This is a genomic window from Niveispirillum irakense DSM 11586 (assembly GCF_000429645.1).
GTDB lineage: Bacteria > Pseudomonadota > Alphaproteobacteria > Azospirillales > Azospirillaceae > Niveispirillum > Niveispirillum irakense.
In genome coordinates, this window is sequence record NZ_AUCG01000016.1 from 746,712 (window position 1) to 767,562 (window position 20,851).

The 20,851-nt window shown below is 64.1% G+C and carries 17 protein-coding genes; 7 read left to right on the plus strand and 10 right to left on the minus strand.

The features are described 5' to 3' along the window. Positions 1–6: 6 nt before the first annotated feature. A complete protein-coding gene (locus G473_RS0107035; protein ID WP_029012522.1) occupies positions 7–639 on the minus strand; it encodes a Smr/MutS family protein in 633 nt (210 codons plus the stop codon). 215 nt (positions 640–854) lie between these two features. Next, positions 855–1,331, minus strand: a complete 477-nt coding sequence (locus G473_RS0107040) for an RrF2 family transcriptional regulator (protein ID WP_029012523.1) — start codon at positions 1,329–1,331, stop codon at positions 855–857. A 102-nt stretch (positions 1,332–1,433) separates the two neighbouring features. On the opposite strand from G473_RS0107040, the gene G473_RS0107045 reads away from it, so the two are divergent. Continuing rightward, entirely contained in the window at positions 1,434–2,324 is an 891-nt protein-coding gene (locus G473_RS0107045; protein ID WP_029012524.1) for an NAD(P)/FAD-dependent oxidoreductase, read from the plus strand. 34 nt (positions 2,325–2,358) lie between these two features. Here G473_RS0107045 and G473_RS0107050 read toward each other — a convergent pair whose 3' ends face one another. From G473_RS0107050 to G473_RS0107085, 8 genes are all read right to left on the minus strand, one after another. Then, complete coding sequence (locus G473_RS0107050; protein ID WP_029012525.1) at positions 2,359–4,851, minus strand: PAS domain-containing sensor histidine kinase; 2,493 nt, start codon at positions 4,849–4,851, stop codon at positions 2,359–2,361. 117 nt (positions 4,852–4,968) lie between these two features. Next, positions 4,969–6,264 (minus strand): adenosylhomocysteinase, encoded by a 1,296-nt coding sequence (gene ahcY, locus G473_RS0107055; protein ID WP_029012526.1) that lies wholly within the window; start codon positions 6,262–6,264, stop codon positions 4,969–4,971. 169 nt (positions 6,265–6,433) lie between these two features. Next, positions 6,434–8,371, minus strand: coding sequence for a cobaltochelatase subunit CobT (cobT, locus tag G473_RS25545; protein WP_084437684.1), 1,938 nt, complete (start codon positions 8,369–8,371; stop codon positions 6,434–6,436). A 76-nt stretch (positions 8,372–8,447) separates the two neighbouring features. Further along, positions 8,448–8,762, minus strand: coding sequence for an invasion associated locus B family protein (locus G473_RS25550; RefSeq protein ID WP_154667285.1), 315 nt, complete (start codon positions 8,760–8,762; stop codon positions 8,448–8,450). 77 nt (positions 8,763–8,839) lie between these two features. Then, on the minus strand, positions 8,840–9,832 hold the full coding sequence (gene cobS / locus G473_RS0107070; RefSeq protein WP_035705911.1) for a cobaltochelatase subunit CobS: 993 nt from the start codon (positions 9,830–9,832) through the stop codon (positions 8,840–8,842). A gap of 78 nt (positions 9,833–9,910) precedes the next feature. Continuing rightward, positions 9,911–10,501 carry a J domain-containing protein gene (locus G473_RS0107075; protein ID WP_029012528.1) on the minus strand — a complete coding sequence of 197 codons (591 nt, stop codon included), beginning with the start codon at positions 10,499–10,501 and terminating at the stop codon, positions 9,911–9,913. Between the two features lie 181 nt (positions 10,502–10,682). Further along, positions 10,683–11,987, minus strand: a complete 1,305-nt coding sequence (locus tag G473_RS0107080; RefSeq protein WP_029012529.1) for a sugar MFS transporter — start codon at positions 11,985–11,987, stop codon at positions 10,683–10,685. 117 nt (positions 11,988–12,104) lie between these two features. Then, positions 12,105–13,052, minus strand: a complete 948-nt coding sequence (locus tag G473_RS0107085) for a DMT family transporter (RefSeq protein WP_169728471.1) — start codon at positions 13,050–13,052, stop codon at positions 12,105–12,107. Positions 13,053–13,122: 70 nt separating this feature from the next. On the opposite strand from G473_RS0107085, the gene G473_RS0107090 reads away from it, so the two are divergent. The 6 genes from G473_RS0107090 to trpS all read left to right on the plus strand — a co-directional run bounded on the left by G473_RS0107090 (position 13,123) and on the right by trpS (position 20,823). Further along, positions 13,123–13,419, plus strand: coding sequence for a BolA family protein (locus G473_RS0107090; RefSeq protein ID WP_029012531.1), 297 nt, complete (start codon positions 13,123–13,125; stop codon positions 13,417–13,419). 104 nt (positions 13,420–13,523) lie between these two features. Then, positions 13,524–14,069, plus strand: a complete 546-nt coding sequence (locus G473_RS0107095; RefSeq protein WP_029012532.1) for a hypothetical protein — start codon at positions 13,524–13,526, stop codon at positions 14,067–14,069. A gap of 119 nt (positions 14,070–14,188) precedes the next feature. Further along, positions 14,189–17,074, plus strand: a complete 2,886-nt coding sequence (locus tag G473_RS25555; RefSeq protein WP_084437732.1) for a [protein-PII] uridylyltransferase — start codon at positions 14,189–14,191, stop codon at positions 17,072–17,074. A gap of 124 nt (positions 17,075–17,198) precedes the next feature. Next, positions 17,199–18,041 (plus strand): SGNH/GDSL hydrolase family protein, encoded by an 843-nt coding sequence (locus tag G473_RS25560; RefSeq protein ID WP_051329958.1) that lies wholly within the window; start codon positions 17,199–17,201, stop codon positions 18,039–18,041. Between the two features lie 116 nt (positions 18,042–18,157). Continuing rightward, the gene (gene murJ, locus G473_RS0107110; RefSeq protein WP_029012533.1) at positions 18,158–19,720 is read left to right on the plus strand and encodes a murein biosynthesis integral membrane protein MurJ; all 1,563 of its coding nucleotides are present in this window, start codon (positions 18,158–18,160) and stop codon (positions 19,718–19,720) included. 101 nt (positions 19,721–19,821) lie between these two features. After that, positions 19,822–20,823 carry a tryptophan--tRNA ligase gene (trpS, locus tag G473_RS0107115; RefSeq protein ID WP_029012534.1) on the plus strand — a complete coding sequence of 334 codons (1,002 nt, stop codon included), beginning with the start codon at positions 19,822–19,824 and terminating at the stop codon, positions 20,821–20,823. The last annotated feature ends 28 nt before the right edge of the window (positions 20,824–20,851 follow it).

The window sequence follows — 20,851 nt, forward strand, 5'->3', positions numbered from 1 at the left end:
GGCGGCCTATGCTTCGCGCCGCCGCCTCAGATAAACATAATAGGCACCGCCCCCGCCATGCTGCGGCTGGGCCTGATGGACAGCCAGCACAAGATCGCGGGTCAGCGTTTCATTCAGCCATCGGGGTACTGACTGGCGCAGAACGCCTTCGCCGCGCGGCATCCCCCCTTTGCCGGTAATCACCAGCAACAGGCGCCGGCCCTGGGTATGGCTGCGCCGGACAAAGCCGACCAGCGCATCATGCGCCTCGCTCTGGGTCATGCCATGCAGGTCGATGCGGCCATCAATGCCCAGGCGGCCGCGTCGTACTTTTTCATCCGTCCGTTTATCGAGCCCGGCCCGCGTGCCCAGGCTGCTGGGCGCCAGTTGAACCGTGACCGAGCCCTTTTCCTTCACCGGCAGACCGCGCAGCAGCTCCGCCAGCCGTTCGCCGGGAACGACCGGCGGCGCTGCCTGGGCTTTGCGCGACAGAAGGGGGGCAGGGCTGGTCACGCCAGGATCGGGGGTGGCGACGGGTGCCGGCGTGACAGCAGGCAGGGACGTGCGGCGGGAATGGCGCAGAGGCGCCGCATCCCGCACCACCAGGCGCCAGAGATCCAGTTCCTCTGCCGATGGTTTTTTACCCCGCCGTTCAGCCATGCGACACCATCCGGCGATAAAGCCGCTGCTGGTCCGACCAAAAAGGGGAAGGGGGAAGAAACACGGGCGGAAAAGACCCTGGCCGGAGAAATGGTTGCTTGAGGCTGCTCCTATCATCCACGGCCCGCAGGGGCAATGGCCGGCACAAGCTGACAGGGAGATGGGTGCCCCGTGTGCCGATGGCAACCGGGCCTGAAAACCCCTCTTGCCCTGGTTTAGAGCCCATCCAGGCGCTGCATTCCCTGCAGGTGTGGCGGTAAATGGCCGCCTTGTTTCAGCTTCTCATCAAACTGCCGGGCCAGATCGCCCAGACTGACCTTGGCAAAATGGTCCAGCAACTGGCCCCGGACGGTGGCCAGCGCCGCCCCCAGTTCCGCATTCACTGCCTGTTCAACCAGACAGGTCGGATTGTCGGTGCTGGGGCCGATGGCGAAAAGCTGGGGTTCCCCCAATGCCTGATAGATATCCAGCAGGCTGATCTGATCCAGCGGACGGGCCAGAGCCCAGCCCCCGCCATGGCCTTTTTCTGACCGCACCAGCCCCTGATCGCGCAGGCCGGCCATGGTCCGTCGCACGACAACGGCGTTGGTGCTCAGCATATCGGCCAGGACCTCGGATGTCGCGGCCCCGGCCAACCGATCCATATGGATCAGGGCATGCAGCATTCGGGAAAGGCGGCTGTCACTTCGCATGGCTTCCTATAACGCAGCCTGTTTCATGTAACAAGCAACGTTGCAAATCGGCGCGCTGCTTCCTATCATGTAACTTATGAAGATTCATGAAAGGAAAATCCCATGATCCATGATGTCCTGATCATCGGCAGTAGTTTTGCCGGGCTTGCCGCGGCCATGCCGCTGTCGCGGGCCCGGCGCAAGGTTCTGCTTGTGGACGCGGCCCAGCCGCGCAACCGTTTCGCCACGGCCTCCCACGGGTTCCTGGGCCAGGATGGGGTGGCCCCGGCAGAGATCATGGCCAGGGGCCGGCAGGAACTGGCGGCATACCCCACCTTCCGTATGCGGGAAGGGCTGGTGGAAAAGGTGGAGGGCGAGATTGATGATTTCAGGATCACCCTGGCCGATGGCCGGCAGGAAAGGGGACGCCGGTTGATCCTGGCGACCGGCATTTCCGATGAATTGCCCAGCATCCCGGGCCTGCGTCCGCGCTGGGGGCAAACCGTGGTCCATTGTCCCTATTGCCATGGGTATGAGTTGGCGGGCCGGCCTCTGGGTGTGCTGGCATCCGGTCCGGGATCGGACATGAAGGCGCTGCTGGTTGCAGATTGGGGGCCTGCCACCCTGTTTACCCAGGCCGCCTTCCAGCCGGAACCGGAAATGGCCACCCGCTTGAAGGCGCGCGGGGTGACAGTTGAGGAAAGCCCCATCGTGGAACTGCTGGGGCCAGAACCGGCGCTGGAAGCGGCAAGGCTGGCTGATGGCCGGGTCATCGCGCTGGGTGGCCTGTTCGTTGCGCCCCGCACCCATATGGCCAGCCCGCTTGCCCTGCATCTGGGCTGCAGGCTGAGCGACGGGATGACCGGCCCGCATATCGAGGTGGATAACTGGAAAAAGACCAGCGTGCCGGGGGTTTATGCCGCCGGGGATGCCGCTGCGCCGATGCATAGCGCGCCCTTGGCTGTCGCGGCCGGTATGCTGGCCGGCGTCGGTGCGCACCAATCCTTGCTGTAACGGCAAGGTCCGGCTGCGGGCAGGGTGCGCGCGATCAGGTGGCGGTGCTTTCCGGCAAGGGCGGTGGTGACAGGGGCAGGCGGCAGCGGATCACGCTGCCCCGCTCGCTGTCGCTGTCGATACTGACTGTCCCGCCATGCAGTTCGATAAAACTTTTGACCAGGGACAGGCCCAGCCCGGCCCCACCGCTGCCCTTCAGGCCGGTTCCCCGCTCAAACCGCTCAAACACGCGGGCCTGATCATCCGCCGGGATGCCGATGCCGGTATCACTGACGCACAGCACGATATGGTCGGCTTCGCGCTGTGCCCCCAGCAGGATGCGACCACCGGCCGGGGTATATTTGATGGCATTGCTGACCAGATTGAACAGGGCCTGCTTCAGCCGCTTCTCGTCCCCTTCCATGGTGCCCAGCCCCTCTGGCGCTTCCACCTTCAGTTCCAGGGCCTGCTTACGGGCCCAGTCACGGGTCAATCCGCCGACAGAATGCAGTAGCTGGGCGATATCGAACCGTTCCCGGTCCAGCACCATGAAACCGGCCTCGATCGTGGCCAGATCCAGGATGTCGTTAACCAAGGAAAGCAGGCGGCGACCGGCTTCCAGCACGCCCTTGGCATATTCAAGCTGGCGTGTATTCAGCGATCCGAAATACTGGTTATGCAGAATTTCGGCAAAACCCATGATCGCGTTCAACGGCGTGCGAAGCTGGTAGGAGACATTGGCAATGAATTCCGCCTTCAGCCGGTCCGCCGCCTCCAGCGCCTCGTTGGAAGCGCGCAGCGCCATCTCCACCCGGTCGCTGTCGGTCACATCCAGGCAGGAGAAGAGGACGGCCCCATCCGGCAGCGGCACCAGGGCATAGCGCAGCACGGTATCATCCATCCGGCGGATCAGCCCGGCATCGCTGGACCGGTCCAGCAACCGTTCCACCAGGTCGCGCCGCTGCTGGATCCAGGCATCCGGGCGGCCACGATCCAGCAGATGGCGCACGCTTTCCACCACCTGCAGGACATGCGGCTCGCCCCGCACCATTTCCGGTCGCAGGTTCCAGAGACGCAGGAAGGCAGGGTTGCACAGTTTCAACCGCCCGTCGCTGCCGAACACGGCCACCCCTTCAGCCAGATTGTCCAGCGTCTCCTGCTGTACGGCCATCAGGGTGTTGTAGGAGGATTCCAGCGCCAGCGTATGGGTCACATCCTCGGCCACGAACATCAACCCGCCGAACGGGTGCGGGACGGACAGGGAGCGCAGGGTTCGTCCATCCGGCAGATGGGACAGACCTTCCAGGGGTTCGATCAGGGAGGTGAACAGCCCGAGCTGCTCTTTCTTCCAGCGCTGGAAATCCACCTCCTCCGACAGTTTGCGCTGGACCCGCAACTGTTCCAGCACCTCGCCGAAGGTCGGTTCCTCCACCAGCCAGGCAGGGTCCAGTTCCCAAAGCTGCTCATAAGCCCGGTTATGGAATTTGAGCCGCATATCCGGCCCGAAAATGGCGATGGCCGATCCCAACTGGTCCAGTACCTCGCCATGCACGGCGATATGGCGGGCCAGTTCATCGCGCAGTGACCGTTCCACCGTGCGGTCGATGGCCATGCCGACCAGTCCACCCTCCGGGCAGGGTATCTCCGCCAGGCTGTAAAGGCGACGGTCGCCTTCGGTGACCAGGAAGCGATCTTCCTGCTGCATCCCACCACTGTCCCGGGCCCGCTCCGCCAGGGCACGGGGGCTGCTGAAGGGCGCTGCACCCGGCAGTTCCATCCCCTTGGCCATGACCTGCGCCGGCCGGCTGTCCATCAACCGGGCATAGGCGGCGTTGCACCAGACAAGGTTCAGGTCATGATCCCGTCGCCAGAGGGGCAGGGGCAGCATTTCCAGAAGCCGGGTCAGCCTTTCCTGCTCCGCCTGATTTGTCGCCAACTGGTCTGCCCGGCGGCTGGCTTCCTGGCTTTGCTGGGTAATGTCGCGCAACCAGAGCGCATGCAGGACGGTACCCTCGCCACCCGGCGCCGTGCCGGTACCCCGCCGGCCACAAACCTGGAAGATACGGGACCCATCAGCCAGCCGCACCGTGATGTGGAATGGCTGGCCGCTATCGGTCAGATGGCGGAAGGAACCGTGCAAAGCCGCGGCGTCGCTGGGTGCCAGGGCCTGTTCGATATCGTCCAGCCGGTCGATCCGGTTCAGGCCCAGCAGCAGGGGCAAGGTGGCCGATGTGGCAAGCCCATCCGCAGCACCCATTTCCCCCGTCTGGGTCAGGGATTGGGCGAACCAGCCATCCGGCATGGAATCGATGAGGGCTGTCAGGCGCGCCTGCTCTGCACGGGCTTCTGTCAGGTCGATCTGGCGGGATCGTCCCCAGGCCAGCAGCCGCAGCAGCATGGCCAGGATTGTGACCAGAAGCGACAGGGCCACCAGACCAATGACAGGGGTCACCGCCTCCCACAGGGGCAGCAATAACAAGCCTATCCCGGTCAGGCCCAGCAGGGCGGCGGCGGCGATGGCGATGAAGGGTCCGACAGAATTCTTCACAAGGACGCAGTGTGTGCAGGCGGATCGGGAAAAGCAAGCGGGCGGGCCCAGATTGGACCCGCCCGCTTTCACTTCTATCCGCCGCCCCAGGGTGGAACGACGGTAATCATCGGTCGATTAGTACCGGTAATGATCCGGCTTGAACGGACCCTGAACCGGAACGGCGATGTAATCAGCCTGCTTCTGGGACAACTGGGTCAGCTTGGCGCCGATCTTGTCCAGGTGCAGACGGGCCACCTTCTCGTCCAGGTGCTTGGGCAGAACGTAAACCTTGTTTTCATAGTTGGTGTGGTTCTGCCACAGCTCGATCTGGGCCAGCACCTGGTTGGTGAAGCTGGCGGACATCACGAAGCTGGGATGGCCGGTGGCGCAGCCCAGATTGACCAGACGGCCCTGAGCCAGAACGATCAGACGCTTGCCGTCGGGGAACACGACCTCGTCCACCTGCGGCTTCACTTCTTCCCACTTCAGATTACGCAGGGCGTCGATCTGAATTTCGCTGTCGAAATGGCCGATATTGCAGACGATGGCGCGGTCCTTCATGACGCGCATATGGTCCAGCGTGATCACGTCCACATTGCCGGTGGCGGTGACGAAGATGTCGCCCTGGGGGGCGGCTTCTTCCATCGTCGTGACCTGATAGCCTTCCATGGCGGCCTGCAGGGCGTTGATCGGATCGATTTCCGTGATCAGAACGCGGGCGCCCTGGGTGCGGAGCGATGCGGCGGAACCCTTGCCCACGTCACCATAACCGGCAACAACGGCGACCTTGCCAGCCACCATCACGTCGGTGGCGCGCTTGATGCCGTCCACCAGGCTCTCACGGCAACCATACAGGTTGTCGAACTTGGACTTGGTGACGCTGTCATTGACGTTGATGGCGGGAACCTTGAGGGTGCCGGCCTTCACCATCTCGTACAGGCGATGCACGCCGGTGGTGGTCTCTTCGGACAGGCCCTTCACCTCGGCCAGCATTTCCGGATACTTGTCGTGCATGATCTGGGTGACGTCGCCGCCATCGTCCAGGATCATGTTCGGGGTCCAGCCATCCGGGCCGCGCAGCGTCTGCTCGATGCACCACCAGAATTCTTCTTCCGTCTCGCCCTTCCAGGCGAAGACCGGGATGCCGGCAGCGGCGATAGCAGCAGCAGCCTGATCCTGGGTGGAATAGATGTTACAGGAGGACCAGCGGACGGTGGCGCCCAGGGCCGTCAGCGTCTCGATCAGCACGGCGGTCTGGATCGTCATGTGCAGGCAGCCGACGATGCGGGCACCGGCCAGCGGCTTGGAAGCACCGAACTCCGCGCGCAGAGCCATCAGGCCCGGCATTTCGGTCTCGGCGATGGTGATCTCCTTGCGGCCCCAATCGGCCAGGGAGATGTCCTTGACCTTATAGTCGGTAAAAGCGGACATGGATGCTCCTTCACGCGCGCTGGCGGGATCTGGTTATGAATGCTGGACAGCAGCCGGCAGGCATGGGAGGCCCCATGCAAGCCGCTACGATGGCAGAGATGTATCAGCGCTGCTGTTTGCGGACAAGCATAAAGATATCTTTATGTCTATATCCGTAGGGATGGGATCGTTACCGAGCCTGCAGCCCATAGCCCGGTTTACGGGGCGTCCCGGCGGGGCCGCTGACCACAGGTACCGGCGGCGGCACATAGGGTGCCTGCCGCTTCGGCCCTTCCTCATCAAACAATTCGGCCAGCTTTTCCATCACTGTGCCGCCCAGTTGTTCGGCATCCACAATGGTGACGGCGCGGCGGTAATAGCGCGTGACATCATGGCCGATGCCGATGGCCACCAGTTCCACGGGGCTGCGTGTCTCGATCCAGTCGATCGCCTGACGCAGATGTTTTTCCAGATAGGAGCCGTGATTGACGGACAGGGTGCTGTCATCCACCGGGGCGCCATCGCTGATCACCATCAGGATGCGGCGCTGTTCCGGCCGCATGACCAGCCGGTTATGGGCCCAGAGCAGGGCCTCCCCGTCGATATTCTCCTTCAGGATGCCTTCGCGCAGCATCAGGCCCAGGTTCCGGCGCACGCGCCGCCAGGGGGCATCGGCTGCTTTGTAGATGATATGACGCAGGTCGTTCAGCCGGCCCGGATTGGCCGGCTTGCCATCGGCGATCCAGCGTTCACGGGATTGGCCCCCCTTCCAGGCGCGGGTGGTGAAGCCCAGGATTTCCACTTTCACGCCGCAGCGTTCCAGCGTGCGGGACAGAATATCCGCGCTCATGGCAGCGATGGAGATGGGGCGCCCGCGCATGGAGCCGGAATTGTCGATCAGCAGCGTCACCACCGTGTCGCGGAAATCCGTCTCATTCTCCCGCTTGAAGGAAAGCGGGGTCATGGGATTGATGACGACGCGGGCCAGACGCGCCGCATCCAGCATCCCTTCTTCCAGATCAAACTCCCAGGACCGGGTCTGCTTGGCCAGAAGCCGGCGCTGCAGGCGGTTGGCCAGCTTGGAGATCATGCCCTGCAGGTGCTGCAACTGCTGATCCAGCATCAGGCGCAGGCGGGCCAGTTCGTCCGCATCGCACAGGTCGGCGGCATCCACCACCTCGTCGAACGCGGTCGTATAGGCGCGGTAGGCGGCGGGGTCCGGCTCGTTCCGGCGATCATGGTGGGGTTGGGTGCTGGGGCTGCCCGGCTCTTCTGAGCCTTCGCCTTCCGCCATCTCCCCTTCGCCCTGCTCGCCTTCATCGGCGCTGGCCGCTTCTTCCTCGCGAACCTGACGGCGCTGCTGCTCCGTCATCTGCTGGCTGTCATCCTCGCCAGATTGCTGCTGCCCGCCCTGGTTCTCGCTGTCATCCTCCCCGCCATCCTGCGGGGCCTCGTCCGATGCCTTGTCTTCCGCCCCTTCATCCTCGTCCGTCGGGTCGGCACCGACATCCATATCCATGTCGGAGAGAAGCCGGCGCACGGCTTTGGCATAGGCATCCTGATCATGGATCAGGCCTGCCAGATCGCTCAGGGCGGTGCCCAGCTTCTGTTCCACCGTGTCGCGCCACAGATGCACGGCACCGGCAGCGGATGCCGGCGGGGTGGCGCCGGTCATGGCCTCGCGCGCCAGCAGGCGCAGCGCGTCGGCCAGGGGCACCTGTTCCCGGTCCTGGATACGGTCAAACCCGGCCTTGCGGTATTTTTCTTCCAGCGAGGCTTCCAGATTGCCGGCGACGCCGCGCATCTCCAGCGCGCCGATGGCCTCTACCCGCGCCTGTTCCAACGCTTCATAGGACTGGCGGGCCTGATCGCTCTGCGGCAGGCGATGGGCGTGGATGGCGGCATCATGGTGGCGCAGGCGCAACGCGGCGGCATCGGCGGCACCCCGCACGGTGGCCACCTCCCGGCTGTTCAGGTCACGCGGTGGCAGGGGCACCCGCACGCGGGCACCACTGACGCCTGCTGGTTCGGCAGAGAAACCAACCGTCAGGTCCCGCCGGTCGGCCATCGCCCGCACGGTGGCGGCGGTGGCGCGCTTGAAACTCTCAAGGGGGGATTCCTGGGCCATGATCCTGATCTCGATATGATGCCCACCCCTTGATCCCCAACCGCACCGTCAGGCGGGCGGTTGGGGGAGGGAGGGATTATTGCAGTTCCATCTGCATTTTGCCGCCCGATGTCGGATCGCGCAGCATCTCGTTGGCGTTTTCCCGCTGGCTGCGGGTGAATTCGTCCCATTCAGCCTTGGTCTTGCAGACCTTTTTCGATGACAGACGGGTACCGGTCACCTTTTGGGACTTGCAGATCTGCTTGTTGGCGTCCGGGTCGGTGGTTTCCGTTACGATGGCAGGTGCCGAAGGTGATGCCCCCGTATTTTCCGAGGTCTGGGTCTGTGCCCCAGCCCCCGTCGCCCCAACCATGAACGCCACAACCGCCAAGGATGAAACCATCTTCTTCATTTACAACCCCCATTACGTTAGCCCCGTGGGGCGGATCGTAATGGAAAGATTGCAAGGCTGCAATTGCAGCTCCGTTTTCAAACCAGCGAGCCTGTGAAGGTTCCCGTCGCCAGTTCCTGGCCAAAACAGCGCTGGTAATATTCGGCCACCGTCGCGCGCTCCACCTCGTCGCATTTGTTGAGGAAGGTGACGCGGAAGGCGAAGCCGACATCGCCGCCGAAGATGGCGGCATTCTGCGCCCAGGTGATGACTGTACGCGGGCTCATGACGGTGGAGATGTCACCAGCGATGAAACCGGAGCGGGTGAGATCGGCCAGGCGCACCATGGCGGCCACCGTGGTGCGCTTTTCCGGCGTGTCGTAATCCGGCACCTTGGCCAGCACGATTGCCGTTTCCTGCGCGTGCGGCAGATAATTCAGCGTCGTGACGATGTTCCAGCGGTCCATCTGGCCCTGGTTGATCTGCTGAGTGCCGTGATAGAGGCCGGTCGTGTCGCCCAGGCCCACCGTATTGGCGGTGGCAAACAGGCGGAAGGCCGGGTGCGGGCGGATCACCTTGTTCTGGTCCAGCAGGGTCAGCTTGCCTTCCACTTCCAGCACGCGCTGGATGACGAACATCACGTCCGGGCGACCGGCATCATATTCGTCAAACACCACGGCACAGGCGTGCTGCAGGGCCCAGGGCAGGATGCCTTCCCGATATTCCGTCACCTGCTTGCCGTCGCGCAGCACGATGGCATCCTTGCCGATCAGGTCGATACGGCTGATATGGCTGTCCAGATTGACGCGGATGCAGGGCCAGTTCAGCCGGGCGGCCACCTGCTCGATATGGGTGGATTTGCCCGTGCCGTGATAGCCCTGGACCATGACGCGGCGGTTATAGGCAAAGCCCGCCAGGATGGCCATGGTCGTCTCACGGTCGAACCGGTAGGCCTCGTCCCGTTCCGGGACATGTTCGCTGGGCGTGGAGAAGGCCGGCACCACCATGTCGCTGTCGATGCCAAAGACTTCGCGCACCGATACGGTGATATCGGGCAGCTCGTGATGGGTTGCCTGGGTGGTGGATGCCATGTCGGGTGCCATTTCTTCCGGTTCTGCTCTGTCGTCTCTGGCGCGGTTGCGGATCATGCCCGGATCGGGCCATCCGGGTCAAACGCCGCCGCCGAATGCGGCCTTCAATGTGTTGTAGGCCTGATTGATCGTTTTCAACTTTTCTTCCGCCTCCTTGCTGCCGCCATTGGCATCGGGATGGTGCGTCTTGGCCAAGGTGCGGTAACGGATTTTGATGGTGGCAAAATCCGCATCAAAGGGCAGGTCCAGCACGGTCAGCGCCTCTTCTTCCGGGGTACGGGGGCGCTGGGCGCGGGTTTGGGACTTCTCCGCCCCCTCTTCGCCGGTCCAGTCCGCGCCAAAGGCGAAGCCGCCATTGAACACCTTGTCGCGGACGCGGCGTTCGCGCGTGCGCCAATCCCCCATCGGCCAGGTCGGGCGCTGCCAGGTTGCATCCTGGCGCAGATGGCGTTCGATCTGAGCCTCGGTCATGCCGGCGTAGAAATCCCAGGACTTGTTATATTCCCGGACGTGATCCAGGCAGAACCACCAATATTCATTCAATTTGTCGCGCCCCTTGGGCGCGCGATATTCGCCATGACCCGTGCAGCCGGGATACCCGCACGCGCGCGTCTCTGCGCGGGGCTTTTCCCGGAAATCGAAAGAGAGGTTGGGCCGGTTCTTCTGCATGGCAGGGGGGAGTATGGGTGCCCGGCCCCGGCATGACAAGAACGCCGATGCGGGCCGGATCAGGCGGCGGCCCTGCCGGATATGCAGGGATCGGGGGCTTGATCCCTAGCCCGTTCGATGAAAAAGGGCGCCGGCCATTGCCCGGCCGGCGCCCTGAACCTTCATGTGCCTGACCTGAAGATCAGCGCTTGTCGGTCACGGCCTCCGGGCCGGTCTTGGCGCCCCACAGGGCGTAGAACAGGATGTAAAGCTCACAGGCCGCCGTCAGCAGGAAGGAGGTCTGCAGGCCATAGATATCGGCCAGCCAGCCATGCACCACCACCAGCGAGCCGCCGGCGATGGCCATGATCAGCAGGCCCGACCCTTCCTCGGTCAAGGGGCCCAGGCCCTTGATGCCCAGGGTGAAGATGGTCGGGAACATGATGGAATGGAACAGCCCGACCAGGATCAGCGCCCACATGGCCGTCTGCCCTTCGGCAAAGACGGTGACGATCATGACGATGAAGGCACCGATGGAGAAGGCGGCCAGCACCGTTTCTGCCCGGATCGACTGCATCAGGAAGCTGCCCAGGAAACGACCAACCATCATCCCGCCCCACAGCAGGAACAGATAGTTGGATGCCTGCTGGTGGGTCAGGTTGCCGATATCGGGCTGGGAGACGAAATTGATGAACAGGTTCGCCACCCCGATCTCAGCGATCAGGTAGATGAAGATGGCCGGGATGCCGAACACCAGATTGCGGTGCTTCCACAGCGACATGCCGGCGCGTTCCTGCGCGGCGGCGCGGCGGGTGGCGCCGCCCATGGCCGGCAGCGGATAGCGGGCAATGACGATGGCCAGCAGGATCAGCACAGCGGCCACGATCAGATAGGGCAACTGCACCGACTGGGCATCGGCCAGACGCTCGGCTTCGGTCAACACCACGCCGGCTTCCGCCGTGCCGCCGGTGGAGCGGCCCAGGATCAGATAGCCGCCGAACAGGGGCGCCAGGGTCGTGCCGGCGGAATTGAAGGCCTGAACCAGATTAAGGCGGGAAGAGGCGCTTTCCGGCGGACCGATCACGGCGACATAGGGGTTGGCGGCCACCTGCAATAAGGTGATGCCCGAGGCGATGATGAACAGCGCCACCAGCGTCACCGTATAAGAGGGCAGGCGGGCAGCCGGGATCATGCCAAGGGCGCCAACGGCCATGATGATCAGGCCAATCACCATCGCCCGCTGATAGCCCACCCGTTCAATCAGCTTGGCCGACGGGATGGAGGCGAAGAAATAGGCGATGAACCAGACGGATTCGATCAGCGTTGTTTCCGTATAGTTCAGATCAAACACGCTGCGCAGATGCGGCAGCAGCGTGTTGTTGATGACGGTGATGAAGCCCCACATGAAAAAGAGGCTGGCCAGCAGCGTGAGGGCGGAGCGATAGGAGCCGCCAGCACCGCCTTGCGGCTGTGATGCGGGGGCGGGCGCGTTGACGGGGCCTGGCACGGTCGCGTTCCTTCCGAACATTTCTTCCCTGATGCCGCTTCCTCAGCCGGTGCGGCGGGGGCTTTTTATAATACTTATTCGGTCACTTACATGATTAAATATCGCGGGCAGGCGGTTTCAGCGCCGATCGGCCAGGGCCACGGCCAGCAGGCCCGTGGCAATCAGGCCAAGCCCGATGACATTGGTGGGGGTCAGCGGTTCCCGCAGCCACAGCGCTGCCGATACCAGCCCCACGACGGGCACCCCCAATATTGCCAGCGACATGGTGATGGCGGGCAAAGCGCGGTTCACGGTTACCACGGCCCAGAAGCAGAAGGCTGTCGCCAGGGGGCCGTTATAAATCAGGAGGGTGACAAGCTGGCCCGACCATTGGATTTGCCCCTGATCTTCCGTCAGGGCGGCATAAAGCCCGGTCAGCAATGCCGCCATCCCCATCTGCCAGGGGGCCAGCGACAGGGGGGTGCCCGCCCAGCGATGGCCCCGCACCTGCACGATATTGACGGCCCAGAGGGCGGCACCGGCCATCAGCATGCCATTGCCCCAGCGCACCGATGGATCGGACCAGTCAAACCCGGCCGGGTTGAACAGCACGCCAACCCCGGCCAATCCCAGCAGCAGCCCCGCGATCTTCAGCCCCGACAATTTCTCTTTCAGGAAGATCAGGGCCAGGGGCACCACCCAGAGCGGTGTCGTATAGGCCAGGATGCCGGCGCGGCCAGCGGGGACATGCTGCAAGGCCAGCGTCACCAGGGTCATGAAACCGGTCATTTGCAACAGGCCGATGGACAGGATCACCGGCAGGTCATGCCGGTCAGGCACGCGCAACTGGCCGGCCAGGGCAGCGGCCACCACCAGGGTCACGGCGCCCAGGCCCAGGCGTGAGGCGACGAAGGTCATGGGCGGCATCTGCCCGACCACCATTTTCATCACCGGCCAGTTCACGCCCCAGAGCAGAATGACCAGACCCAGCAGCATTGCGGCCAGGGCCGGATTCACCGGTCGGGAGACAGGGGCACGCCCCGCCGTGGCGGGCTGATCCGACCCGAGGGGCCTTTCATCCGGCATGCTGTTCCTCTACCTCTTCTCACCAGACGGTGGGCGGTGCGCCCGCCTGCCAGCGTGAAGGACAACGGTAATGACGGTCTATGCGACCCGTATCGAAAGCAAACTGACTCAGGCTCTAGCCCCGCAGGCGCTTAGCATCAAGGATGTCTCTCACCAGCATGCCGGCCATGCAGGGGCGGACCATCCCGGCGGGGAGACCCATTTTGATGTCACCATCGTATCGGACCGGTTCCAGGGTCTGGGCCGGGTAGCACGTCAACGTCTGGTCTATGACGCGCTTGCCGCTGAACTGGCCGAGCGTGTCCATGCCCTGTCCGTCCGGGCCCAGACCCCGGCGGAAGCAGCCGCCCCGGCCACGCATCCCTGATATTTGCGCTGCGAGTGCGAAGGATATCTTGCACTGCAACAAAACAGGCTTACCCTGCGGATAAGGATGGCTGACGGTCATCCATCACAGATAAGGGGGCGGCCATGGCACAGCGGAAGACCAACCCGGCACTTTCCCGCCCGGGACTTTCCCGCAATGTCGAGGTGGCGGCCGAAATGGCGGCCACCGCCATCGTCCTGGGGGAAACCCTGTGGGCGGCGCAGCAGACCATTGCCCTGCGACTGGCCCGGCTGGCCGGCACAACCTTCGACCCTGCAGTGCTGCGCGACCCGGAATTTGTCCGCATGGTATCGGAGAAGGTGACGGCGGCGACCCAGGCCGGGCTGGCTGTGGCTGGCGGTACGCGTGCCATCGGCGATGCCTGGCTGGAATGGGCCAGCCATCAGATGGTGGCAGCGGAACAGTTTCTCCTGGCCCTGTGGGGGATACCGGACCCGCTGCGGGTGGGGCGTGCCACCGGCGATCTGGCGGAAACCAGCCTCAATATTGCGGAAATTGCCTGTGCCCAGATGGTGCTGGAGGCAACACGCCTAGCCGGTCTGGGGCTGGCCCCCTATCACAAGGCGACAAACGCCAATGCCCGGCGCCTGCTGCGGCAGATACCCGGCCATTTCAGCAAATCCGCGTGAGGCATAGCGGTTATTCGGGATAGAAGCAGAGGAAAGACAGGATGGTGCGTGGAAGGTCGAAGCCTGGCGATCTGTTTCGTGGCATGATAGGCCGCAGGGCCAAACCCGGAACCAGCAGCATGCCCGCCGATATCGACCGCACCGACAATATTCCCCCCCAGGCGACCGCCGCCGCTTCTTCCGCTCCGTCCGTGCCGGTGGCCGCGTCGCCCCGGCGGGGCGATGGCGCCAAGCATCCGCCGATCCCGACCCGGGCCGCCATCGTGCGGCGCTTCAATGCCCTGGTGGAGGGGCATGAAGGCAATACCGACCGTTTGCGCGCGCCGGCCCTGGCGCTGCTGAAAACGGTGCTGGAGGAGGGGCGCGCCGCCATCCGTTCCCGGTTCGAAGCACGCCATCGCGGTGATGAATGCGTGCATCAGACGGCACGGCTGACGGACGCCATCGTGCAGTCGCTGGCCGATTTCACCCTGGACCATATCTACCCCACGGCGGAACTGACCAAGGCCGAGCGTTTGGCCATCGTCGCCATTGGCGGTTATGGCCGGGGCGAGATGGCACCGTTCTCCGACGTGGATCTGCTGTTCCTGCTGCCCTACAAGCGCACGCCGCGCGTGGAGCAGGTGGTGGAATATATGCTCTACCTGCTGTGGGATCTGGGCTGGAAGGTGGGCCATGCCGTGCGGTCGGTGGATGAATGTATCCGCCTGTCGCTGGAAGACATGACCATCCGCACCAGCCTGCTGGAATCCCGCTTCCTGTGGGGCGAAAATGTCCTGTTCGCGGAACTGCGCCAGCGTTTCACGCGGGAGGTGATGGACGCGCCGGGCAGCGTGACCGCCTTCATCGAGGCCAAGATGGCCGAGCGGAAGGAACGGCACCGCAAGGTGGGCAACAGCCGCTATATGCTGGAACCCAATATCAAGGAGGGCAAGGGCGGCCTGCGCGACCTGCAGACCCTGTTCTGGATCGCCAAATATGCCTATCAGGTGGACGAGGTGTCGGCCCTGGTCGACAAAGGCGTGCTGACGGCGGAAGAGGCGCAGCGCTTTGCCAAGGCGGAAAGTTTCCTCTGGGCGGCGCGCTGCCAGCTTCATTACCTAGTGGGCCGCCAGGAAGACCGGCTGACCTTCGACATGCAGGCGGAGGTGGCGAAGCGGTTCGATTATACCGAACATGCCGGCACCAGCGTCGTCGAACGGTTCATGAAGCATTACTTCCTGACCGCCAAGGATGTGGGCGACCTGACCCGCATCTTTTGCGCCAATCTGGAACAGGAAAACCGCCGCGCCCCGCGCTTTGCCTTCCTGCGCCGGGCCTTCGCGAAGCAGGATGTGGACGGGTTCACCCTGGATAATGGCCGCCTGAATGTGAAGGTGGACCGGCATTTCCGGGACAATCCGCGTGACATGATCCGGCTGTTCCGCGTGGCGCAGCAGCAGGATCTGGATATCCATCCCAATGCGCTGCGGGCCATTACCCGTGCCCTGTCGGTCATCGGGTCAAAGTTGCGCGATGATGCGGAAGCCAACCGCCTGTTCCTGGAAATCCTGTCTTCCCGAAAGGACCCGGAAGTGGCGCTGCGCCGGATGAGCGAGGCGGGCGTCCTAGGCCGTTTCGTCCCGGATTTCGGCCGCATCATCGGGATGATGCAGTTCGACATGTATCATCACTTCACGGTGGATGAGCATACGCTGTTCGCTGTCGGCATCCTGCACCAGATCGAAACCGGGCAGTTGAAGGATGAGGTGCCGCTGGCATCAGAGGTGATCCACACCGTCAACTCCCGGCGCGCCCTTTATGTCGCCATGCTGGTGCATGATATCGCCAAGGGCAGAGGGGGCGACCATTCCATCCTGGGGGCCAAGGTGGCGGAAAAGCTCTGCCCCCGCCTGGGCATGACGGAGGAAGAGACCGAAACCGTCGTCTGGCTGGTGCGCTGGCATCTGGCCATGTCGGCCACGGCGCTGAAGCGTGACCTGGATGATGAAGGCACGATCCGTAAATTCGTCGATCTGGTGCAAAGCCCGGAACGGTTGAAGCTGCTGCTGTGCCTGACGGTGGCGGATATCCGCGCCGTTGGTCCCGGCCGCTGGAACAATTGGAAGGCCACGCTGCTGCGCCAGCTTTACCGCCGGTCGGAAGAGCTGATGTCCGGCACCGTGCTGCCGGATGGGCGGGACAGCCGTGTGACCCTGGCGCAGGAAGGGTTGCGGGCGGAATTGATCGACTGGCCGGCGGCGGAAGTGGATGCCCATCTGGGCCGGGCCTATCCCGCCTATTGGCTGGGCTTCACGGCGCAGACGCTGGCCCACCATGCCCGCCTGATCCGGGAGGCGGAACGGTCCCGCGCGCCGCTGACCCTGGATACCCGCATCGACCGGGGACGGGCAGTGACGGAAGTGACGGTCTATACCGCCGACCATCCGGGCCTGTTCTCCAGGCTTGCCGGTGCGCTGGCGCTGGCGGGGGCTGATATTGTCGATGCCCGCATCTTCACCATGACCAATGGCATGGCGCTGGACGTGTTCAGCGTTCAGGCGGCGGGCGGCGGCCCGTTTGACAGCGGCGACAAGCTGGCCCGCCTGTCGGTGATGGTGGACAAGGTGCTGGCCGGTGAATTGCGGCTGGTGGATGAGTTGGCAAAGCGCCGCCCGCCGCAGACGGCGCGGACCCGCGCCTTCAAGGTGGCGCCGCGCGTGCTGGTGGACAATACCATCACCGGCAACCATACGGTGATCGAGGTGAATGGCCGGGACCGGCCCGGTCTGCTGTTCCACCTGACCCGTGCGCTGACCCAGGCGAACCTGCAGATCGCTTCGGCCAAGATCGCCACCTACGGCAATGTCGCCATCGACGTGTTCTATGTGAAGGATGTGTTTGGCCTGAAGGTCACGCATGAACGCAAGCTGGCCGATATCCGCAGCGCCCTGCTGACGGCCCTGGCCGACCCGGAGGGGGAACCGGAAAAGACGGCAAAGCCTGGCCGGCGCAAGGCGGCATAAAAGGGGGATTTCCCATCCGGATGGGGACGGGGGTCTGAATTCATTCATAAACCCCTGTTATCGTCAGCGCTTCATCACCAACTGGCCGTGGTTTGCCGCCGTTGCGAGGGGAGCCCCTGCCGACATGCGTCGCTTCTTTGGACCGATCATCGCCGCCCTGTTGCTGTCATTGCCCTTAACAGCCCAGGCTGCCAGCCCCCGCTGTGCCATGCCGGGCAGTTTCATGATCAAGGGCGATATGGGGCGCCTGCATGCCGCCCTGTCCCGCGGGGGGCCGGTGACCATTGTCGCGTTCGGGTCCAGCAGCACCCAGGGCGTGGGGGCCACGACGCGGGAAAATGCCTATCCGGCCCAGTTGGAAGCGATCCTGCAGCAAAGGCTGCCCGGCGTGCCGTTGCGCGTGATCAACCGGGGGATCGGCGGCGATACGGTGCGCCAGATGATGGTGCGGCTGGACAAGGATGTGATCCAGGCCGATCCCGATCTGGTGATCTGGCAGACCGGCACCAATGATGCCTTACGCAAGATTGACCTGGACCAGTTCGAGGCTTTGACCGAACAGGGGTTGGACCTTATCCGGGAAAGCGGTGCCGATGTGATGTTCATCGAGCCGCAATATCTGCCCCATGACACACCCGGCTCCCTCTATGCCCGTTATGTGGAAGAGGTGCGCGCCATCGGCCGGGATGAGCGGGTGCCCGTGCTGCTGCGCCATGACGCCATGGCCCATTGGGTGAAATCCGGCGCCATGACCAATGCCGCCCTTCTGTCTTCCGATGGGCTGCACATGACCGATGCCAGCTATCGCTGCCTGGCGGAACTGGCGGCTGATGCCATCGTCCCGGCTGTGGCGCAGCCGGTAACGCCGCAACCACAAACGCCGCCGATTGCCCAGCCAGCGCCATCTGGCCCTGCGGTGGCGCCGCCAGCCCCGGCCAAGGGTGGGGTTGTGCCGGTGCGCAGATAGCGCCGGTCCTATCGTTCTTGCGGCAAACCATCCCCCCGGTGCGGGATTTTGCTGAAGTGCTGCGCCGGGCAGGCTATTGCTGTGCCGCCCGATGACAGTACCGGTTCCCCTCTATCATGAGCTTCGCCCGCGCCATCGCCACGGTTGGCGGCATCACCATGGTTTCCCGCATCCTGGGTTTCGTGCGCGACATGCTGATGGCGCGCTTCCTGGGGGCGGGGCCGGCGGCCGATGCCTTCTTCGTCGCTTTCCGACTGCCCAACCTGTTCCGTTCCCTGTTTGCGGAAGGGGCCTTCACGGCGGCCTTCCTGCCCCTGTTCAGCGGCACGCTGCAGAAGGAAGGGCAGGACAGTGCCAAGGGACTGGCGGAAGAGGCACTGTCCATGATGGTGACGGTGCTGCTGGGCTTCTGCATCCTGATGGGGCTGGCCATGCCGCTGGTCGTCTCCATCCTCGCCACCGGCTTCAAGGATGATCCCGACCAGTTCATGCTGGCGGTGGCCATGTCGCGGGTCATGTTCCCCTATCTGGCGCTGATCTCCCTGACCGCGCTGCTGGGGTCGATCCTGAATGCGCTGGGCCGCTATGGTCCCTTTGCCGCCGCACCGGTGCTGCTGAACATTGTGCAGATTACGGGCTTGCTGGCCTCCCAGCCGCTGGGCTTGCCGGTCCATTGGGTGCTGGCCTGGGGCGTGCCGGTGGCCGGCATCGCACAACTGCTCTGGATGGTGCTGGCCTGTCGCCGGGCCGGCATGGTGCTGCGGCTGCGCCGGCCTCGCCTGACGCCCCGGGTGAAAAAGCTGTTCGCCCTGCTGGCACCGGGCATCCTGGGGGCCGGCGTCTATCAGTTCAACCTGCTGATCGGCACCAATCTGGCGACATGGCTGCCCACGGGTGCCGTCTCTTATCTGCAATATGCCGACCGGTTGAACCAGTTGCCCATGTCGGTGGTGGGGGTGGCGGTGGGCACCGCCCTGCTGCCCCTGCTGTCACGCCAGATCGCGGCGGATGATCATGATGGCGCCCGCACCAGCCTGTCGCGCGGGCTCGAATTTGCAGCATTGCTGGGCCTGCCGGCGACCCTGGCTTTGATCGCCATTCCCCAGGCCCTGGTGCATGTGCTGTTTGTCGGCGGCGCCTTCGGCACGGCGGCAGCAGAGGCCACGGCGGCGGCGCTGCAGGCCTATGCCATTGGCATTCCCGCCTTTATTGCCGCGAAAATCCTGTCCACCGCCTATTTCGCCCGCCAGGACACGAAGGGCCCGGTCAAGATCGCCATCGTCGTGCTGCTGGGCAATGTGGGCGTGTCGCTGGCCCTGATCGGCCCGCTGGGCCATGTCGGGCTGGCGCTGGCCCCTGGTTTGACGGCGTGGCTGAATGTCGGGTTGCTGGCGCTGGGCCTGTGGCGGCGGGGGCTGCTGCGGCTGGATGCGCGGCTCTGGTCCCGGCTGTGGCGCACAATACTGGCGGCCTTTGCCATGGGCGGCATTACCTGGGCGCTCTGCCGGGAACTGACCCCCTGGCTGTACCAGGGCGGCAATCTGGTCCAGGCGCTGGCGCTGGGCGTGCTGATCCTGACGGCGATTATCTCCTATGGCGTGCTGTGCCTGTTGCTGGGGGCGGCCAAGGCCGGCGAAATCAAGGGTCTGTTGCGGCGGAAGAAGGGGTCGGCCGCTTGACCGGCCGGCATCGGCCGCGCGATATCTGACACCGACCGGCCCCATAGGGGGGCCGGCGCCCTCGCCCTCCACCAGCGAAACATCCTTCGGGAACCAGACCCATGAACCGCATTTTCTCGGGCATGCAGCCCACCCGCCAACTGCACCTCGGCAATTATCTGGGGGCTTTGCGCAATTGGGTGCGCCTGCAGCACGATTATGAGGCCATTTTCTGCGTTGTGGACCTGCACGCCATCACGATCGACCATGATCCCGACGTGCTGCGTTCCAACATCCGCGAAGTGGCGGCGGCCTATATCGCGGCCGGCATCGATCCAGAAAAGAACATCCTGTTCAACCAGTCGGCCGTTTCCGGCCATGCCGAGCTGAACTGGATTCTGGCCTGCCATACGCCGCTGGGCTGGTTGAACCGCATGACCCAGTTCAAGGAAAAGGCCGGCAAGCAGAAGGACAATGCCGTTCTGGGCCTCTATGCCTATCCGGTGCTGATGGCCGCTGACATCCTGCTCTACAAGGCCACGCATGTGCCGGTGGGCGAGGATCAGAAGCAGCATCTGGAACTGGCGCGCGACATTGCCGGGGCCTTCAACCGCTATTACAAGCGCGAGGATTATTTCCCCCTGCCGGAACCGCAGATCCTGGGTGAAGCCACCCGCGTGATGAGCCTGCGCGACGGCACCAAGAAAATGTCCAAGTCGGATGAGAGCGAATATAGCCGCATCAACCTGACCGACGATGCCGACACCATCGCGCTCAAAATCCGCAAGGCCAAGACCGACCCGGAACCGCTGCCGTCGGTGGTGGAAGGGCTGGAGGGCCGGGCGGAGGCCGCCAATCTGGTGACCATCTATGGCGCCCTGTCCGACCAGACCAAGGCGCAGGTGTTGGCCGAGTATGGCGGCCAGCAGTTCAGCGCCTTCAAAGGCGCCCTGGCCGATCTGGCCGTCGCCAAACTGTCCCCCATCGCCGGCGAGATGAACCGCCTGCTGGGCGACCGCGCCGAACTGGACCGCATCCTGCAAAAGGGTGCGGAGCGGGCCGGCGCGATTGCCGAGAAGACGGTGAATGAGGTGAAGGATATCGTGGGGCTGGTGCGGTTCTGATCGCACTGCCTGTCCCCTGCGGCTCTTT

Excerpts from the sequence above, each read along its gene's own strand:
- G473_RS0107035 (WP_029012522.1), bottom strand. The coding sequence starts at position 639 with ATGGCTGAACGGCGGGGTAAAAAACCATCGGCAGAGGAACTGGATCTC.
- G473_RS0107040 (WP_029012523.1), bottom strand. The coding sequence starts at position 1,331 with ATGCGAAGTGACAGCCGCCTTTCCCGAATGCTGCATGCCCTGATCCAT.
- G473_RS0107045 (WP_029012524.1), top strand. The coding sequence starts at position 1,434 with ATGATCCATGATGTCCTGATCATCGGCAGTAGTTTTGCCGGGCTTGCC.
- ahcY (WP_029012526.1), bottom strand. The coding sequence starts at position 6,264 with ATGTCCGCTTTTACCGACTATAAGGTCAAGGACATCTCCCTGGCCGAT.
- cobT (WP_084437684.1), bottom strand. The coding sequence starts at position 8,371 with ATGGCCCAGGAATCCCCCCTTGAGAGTTTCAAGCGCGCCACCGCCGCC.
- G473_RS25550 (WP_154667285.1), bottom strand. The coding sequence starts at position 8,762 with ATGAAGAAGATGGTTTCATCCTTGGCGGTTGTGGCGTTCATGGTTGGG.
- cobS (WP_035705911.1), bottom strand. The coding sequence starts at position 9,832 with ATGGCATCCACCACCCAGGCAACCCATCACGAGCTGCCCGATATCACC.
- G473_RS0107075 (WP_029012528.1), bottom strand. The coding sequence starts at position 10,501 with ATGCAGAAGAACCGGCCCAACCTCTCTTTCGATTTCCGGGAAAAGCCC.
- G473_RS0107085 (WP_169728471.1), bottom strand. The coding sequence starts at position 13,052 with ATGCCGGATGAAAGGCCCCTCGGGTCGGATCAGCCCGCCACGGCGGGG.
- G473_RS0107090 (WP_029012531.1), top strand. The coding sequence starts at position 13,123 with ATGACGGTCTATGCGACCCGTATCGAAAGCAAACTGACTCAGGCTCTA.
- G473_RS0107095 (WP_029012532.1), top strand. The coding sequence starts at position 13,524 with ATGGCACAGCGGAAGACCAACCCGGCACTTTCCCGCCCGGGACTTTCC.
- G473_RS25555 (WP_084437732.1), top strand. The coding sequence starts at position 14,189 with ATGCCCGCCGATATCGACCGCACCGACAATATTCCCCCCCAGGCGACC.
- G473_RS25560 (WP_051329958.1), top strand. The coding sequence starts at position 17,199 with ATGCGTCGCTTCTTTGGACCGATCATCGCCGCCCTGTTGCTGTCATTG.
- murJ (WP_029012533.1), top strand. The coding sequence starts at position 18,158 with ATGAGCTTCGCCCGCGCCATCGCCACGGTTGGCGGCATCACCATGGTT.
- trpS (WP_029012534.1), top strand. The coding sequence starts at position 19,822 with ATGAACCGCATTTTCTCGGGCATGCAGCCCACCCGCCAACTGCACCTC.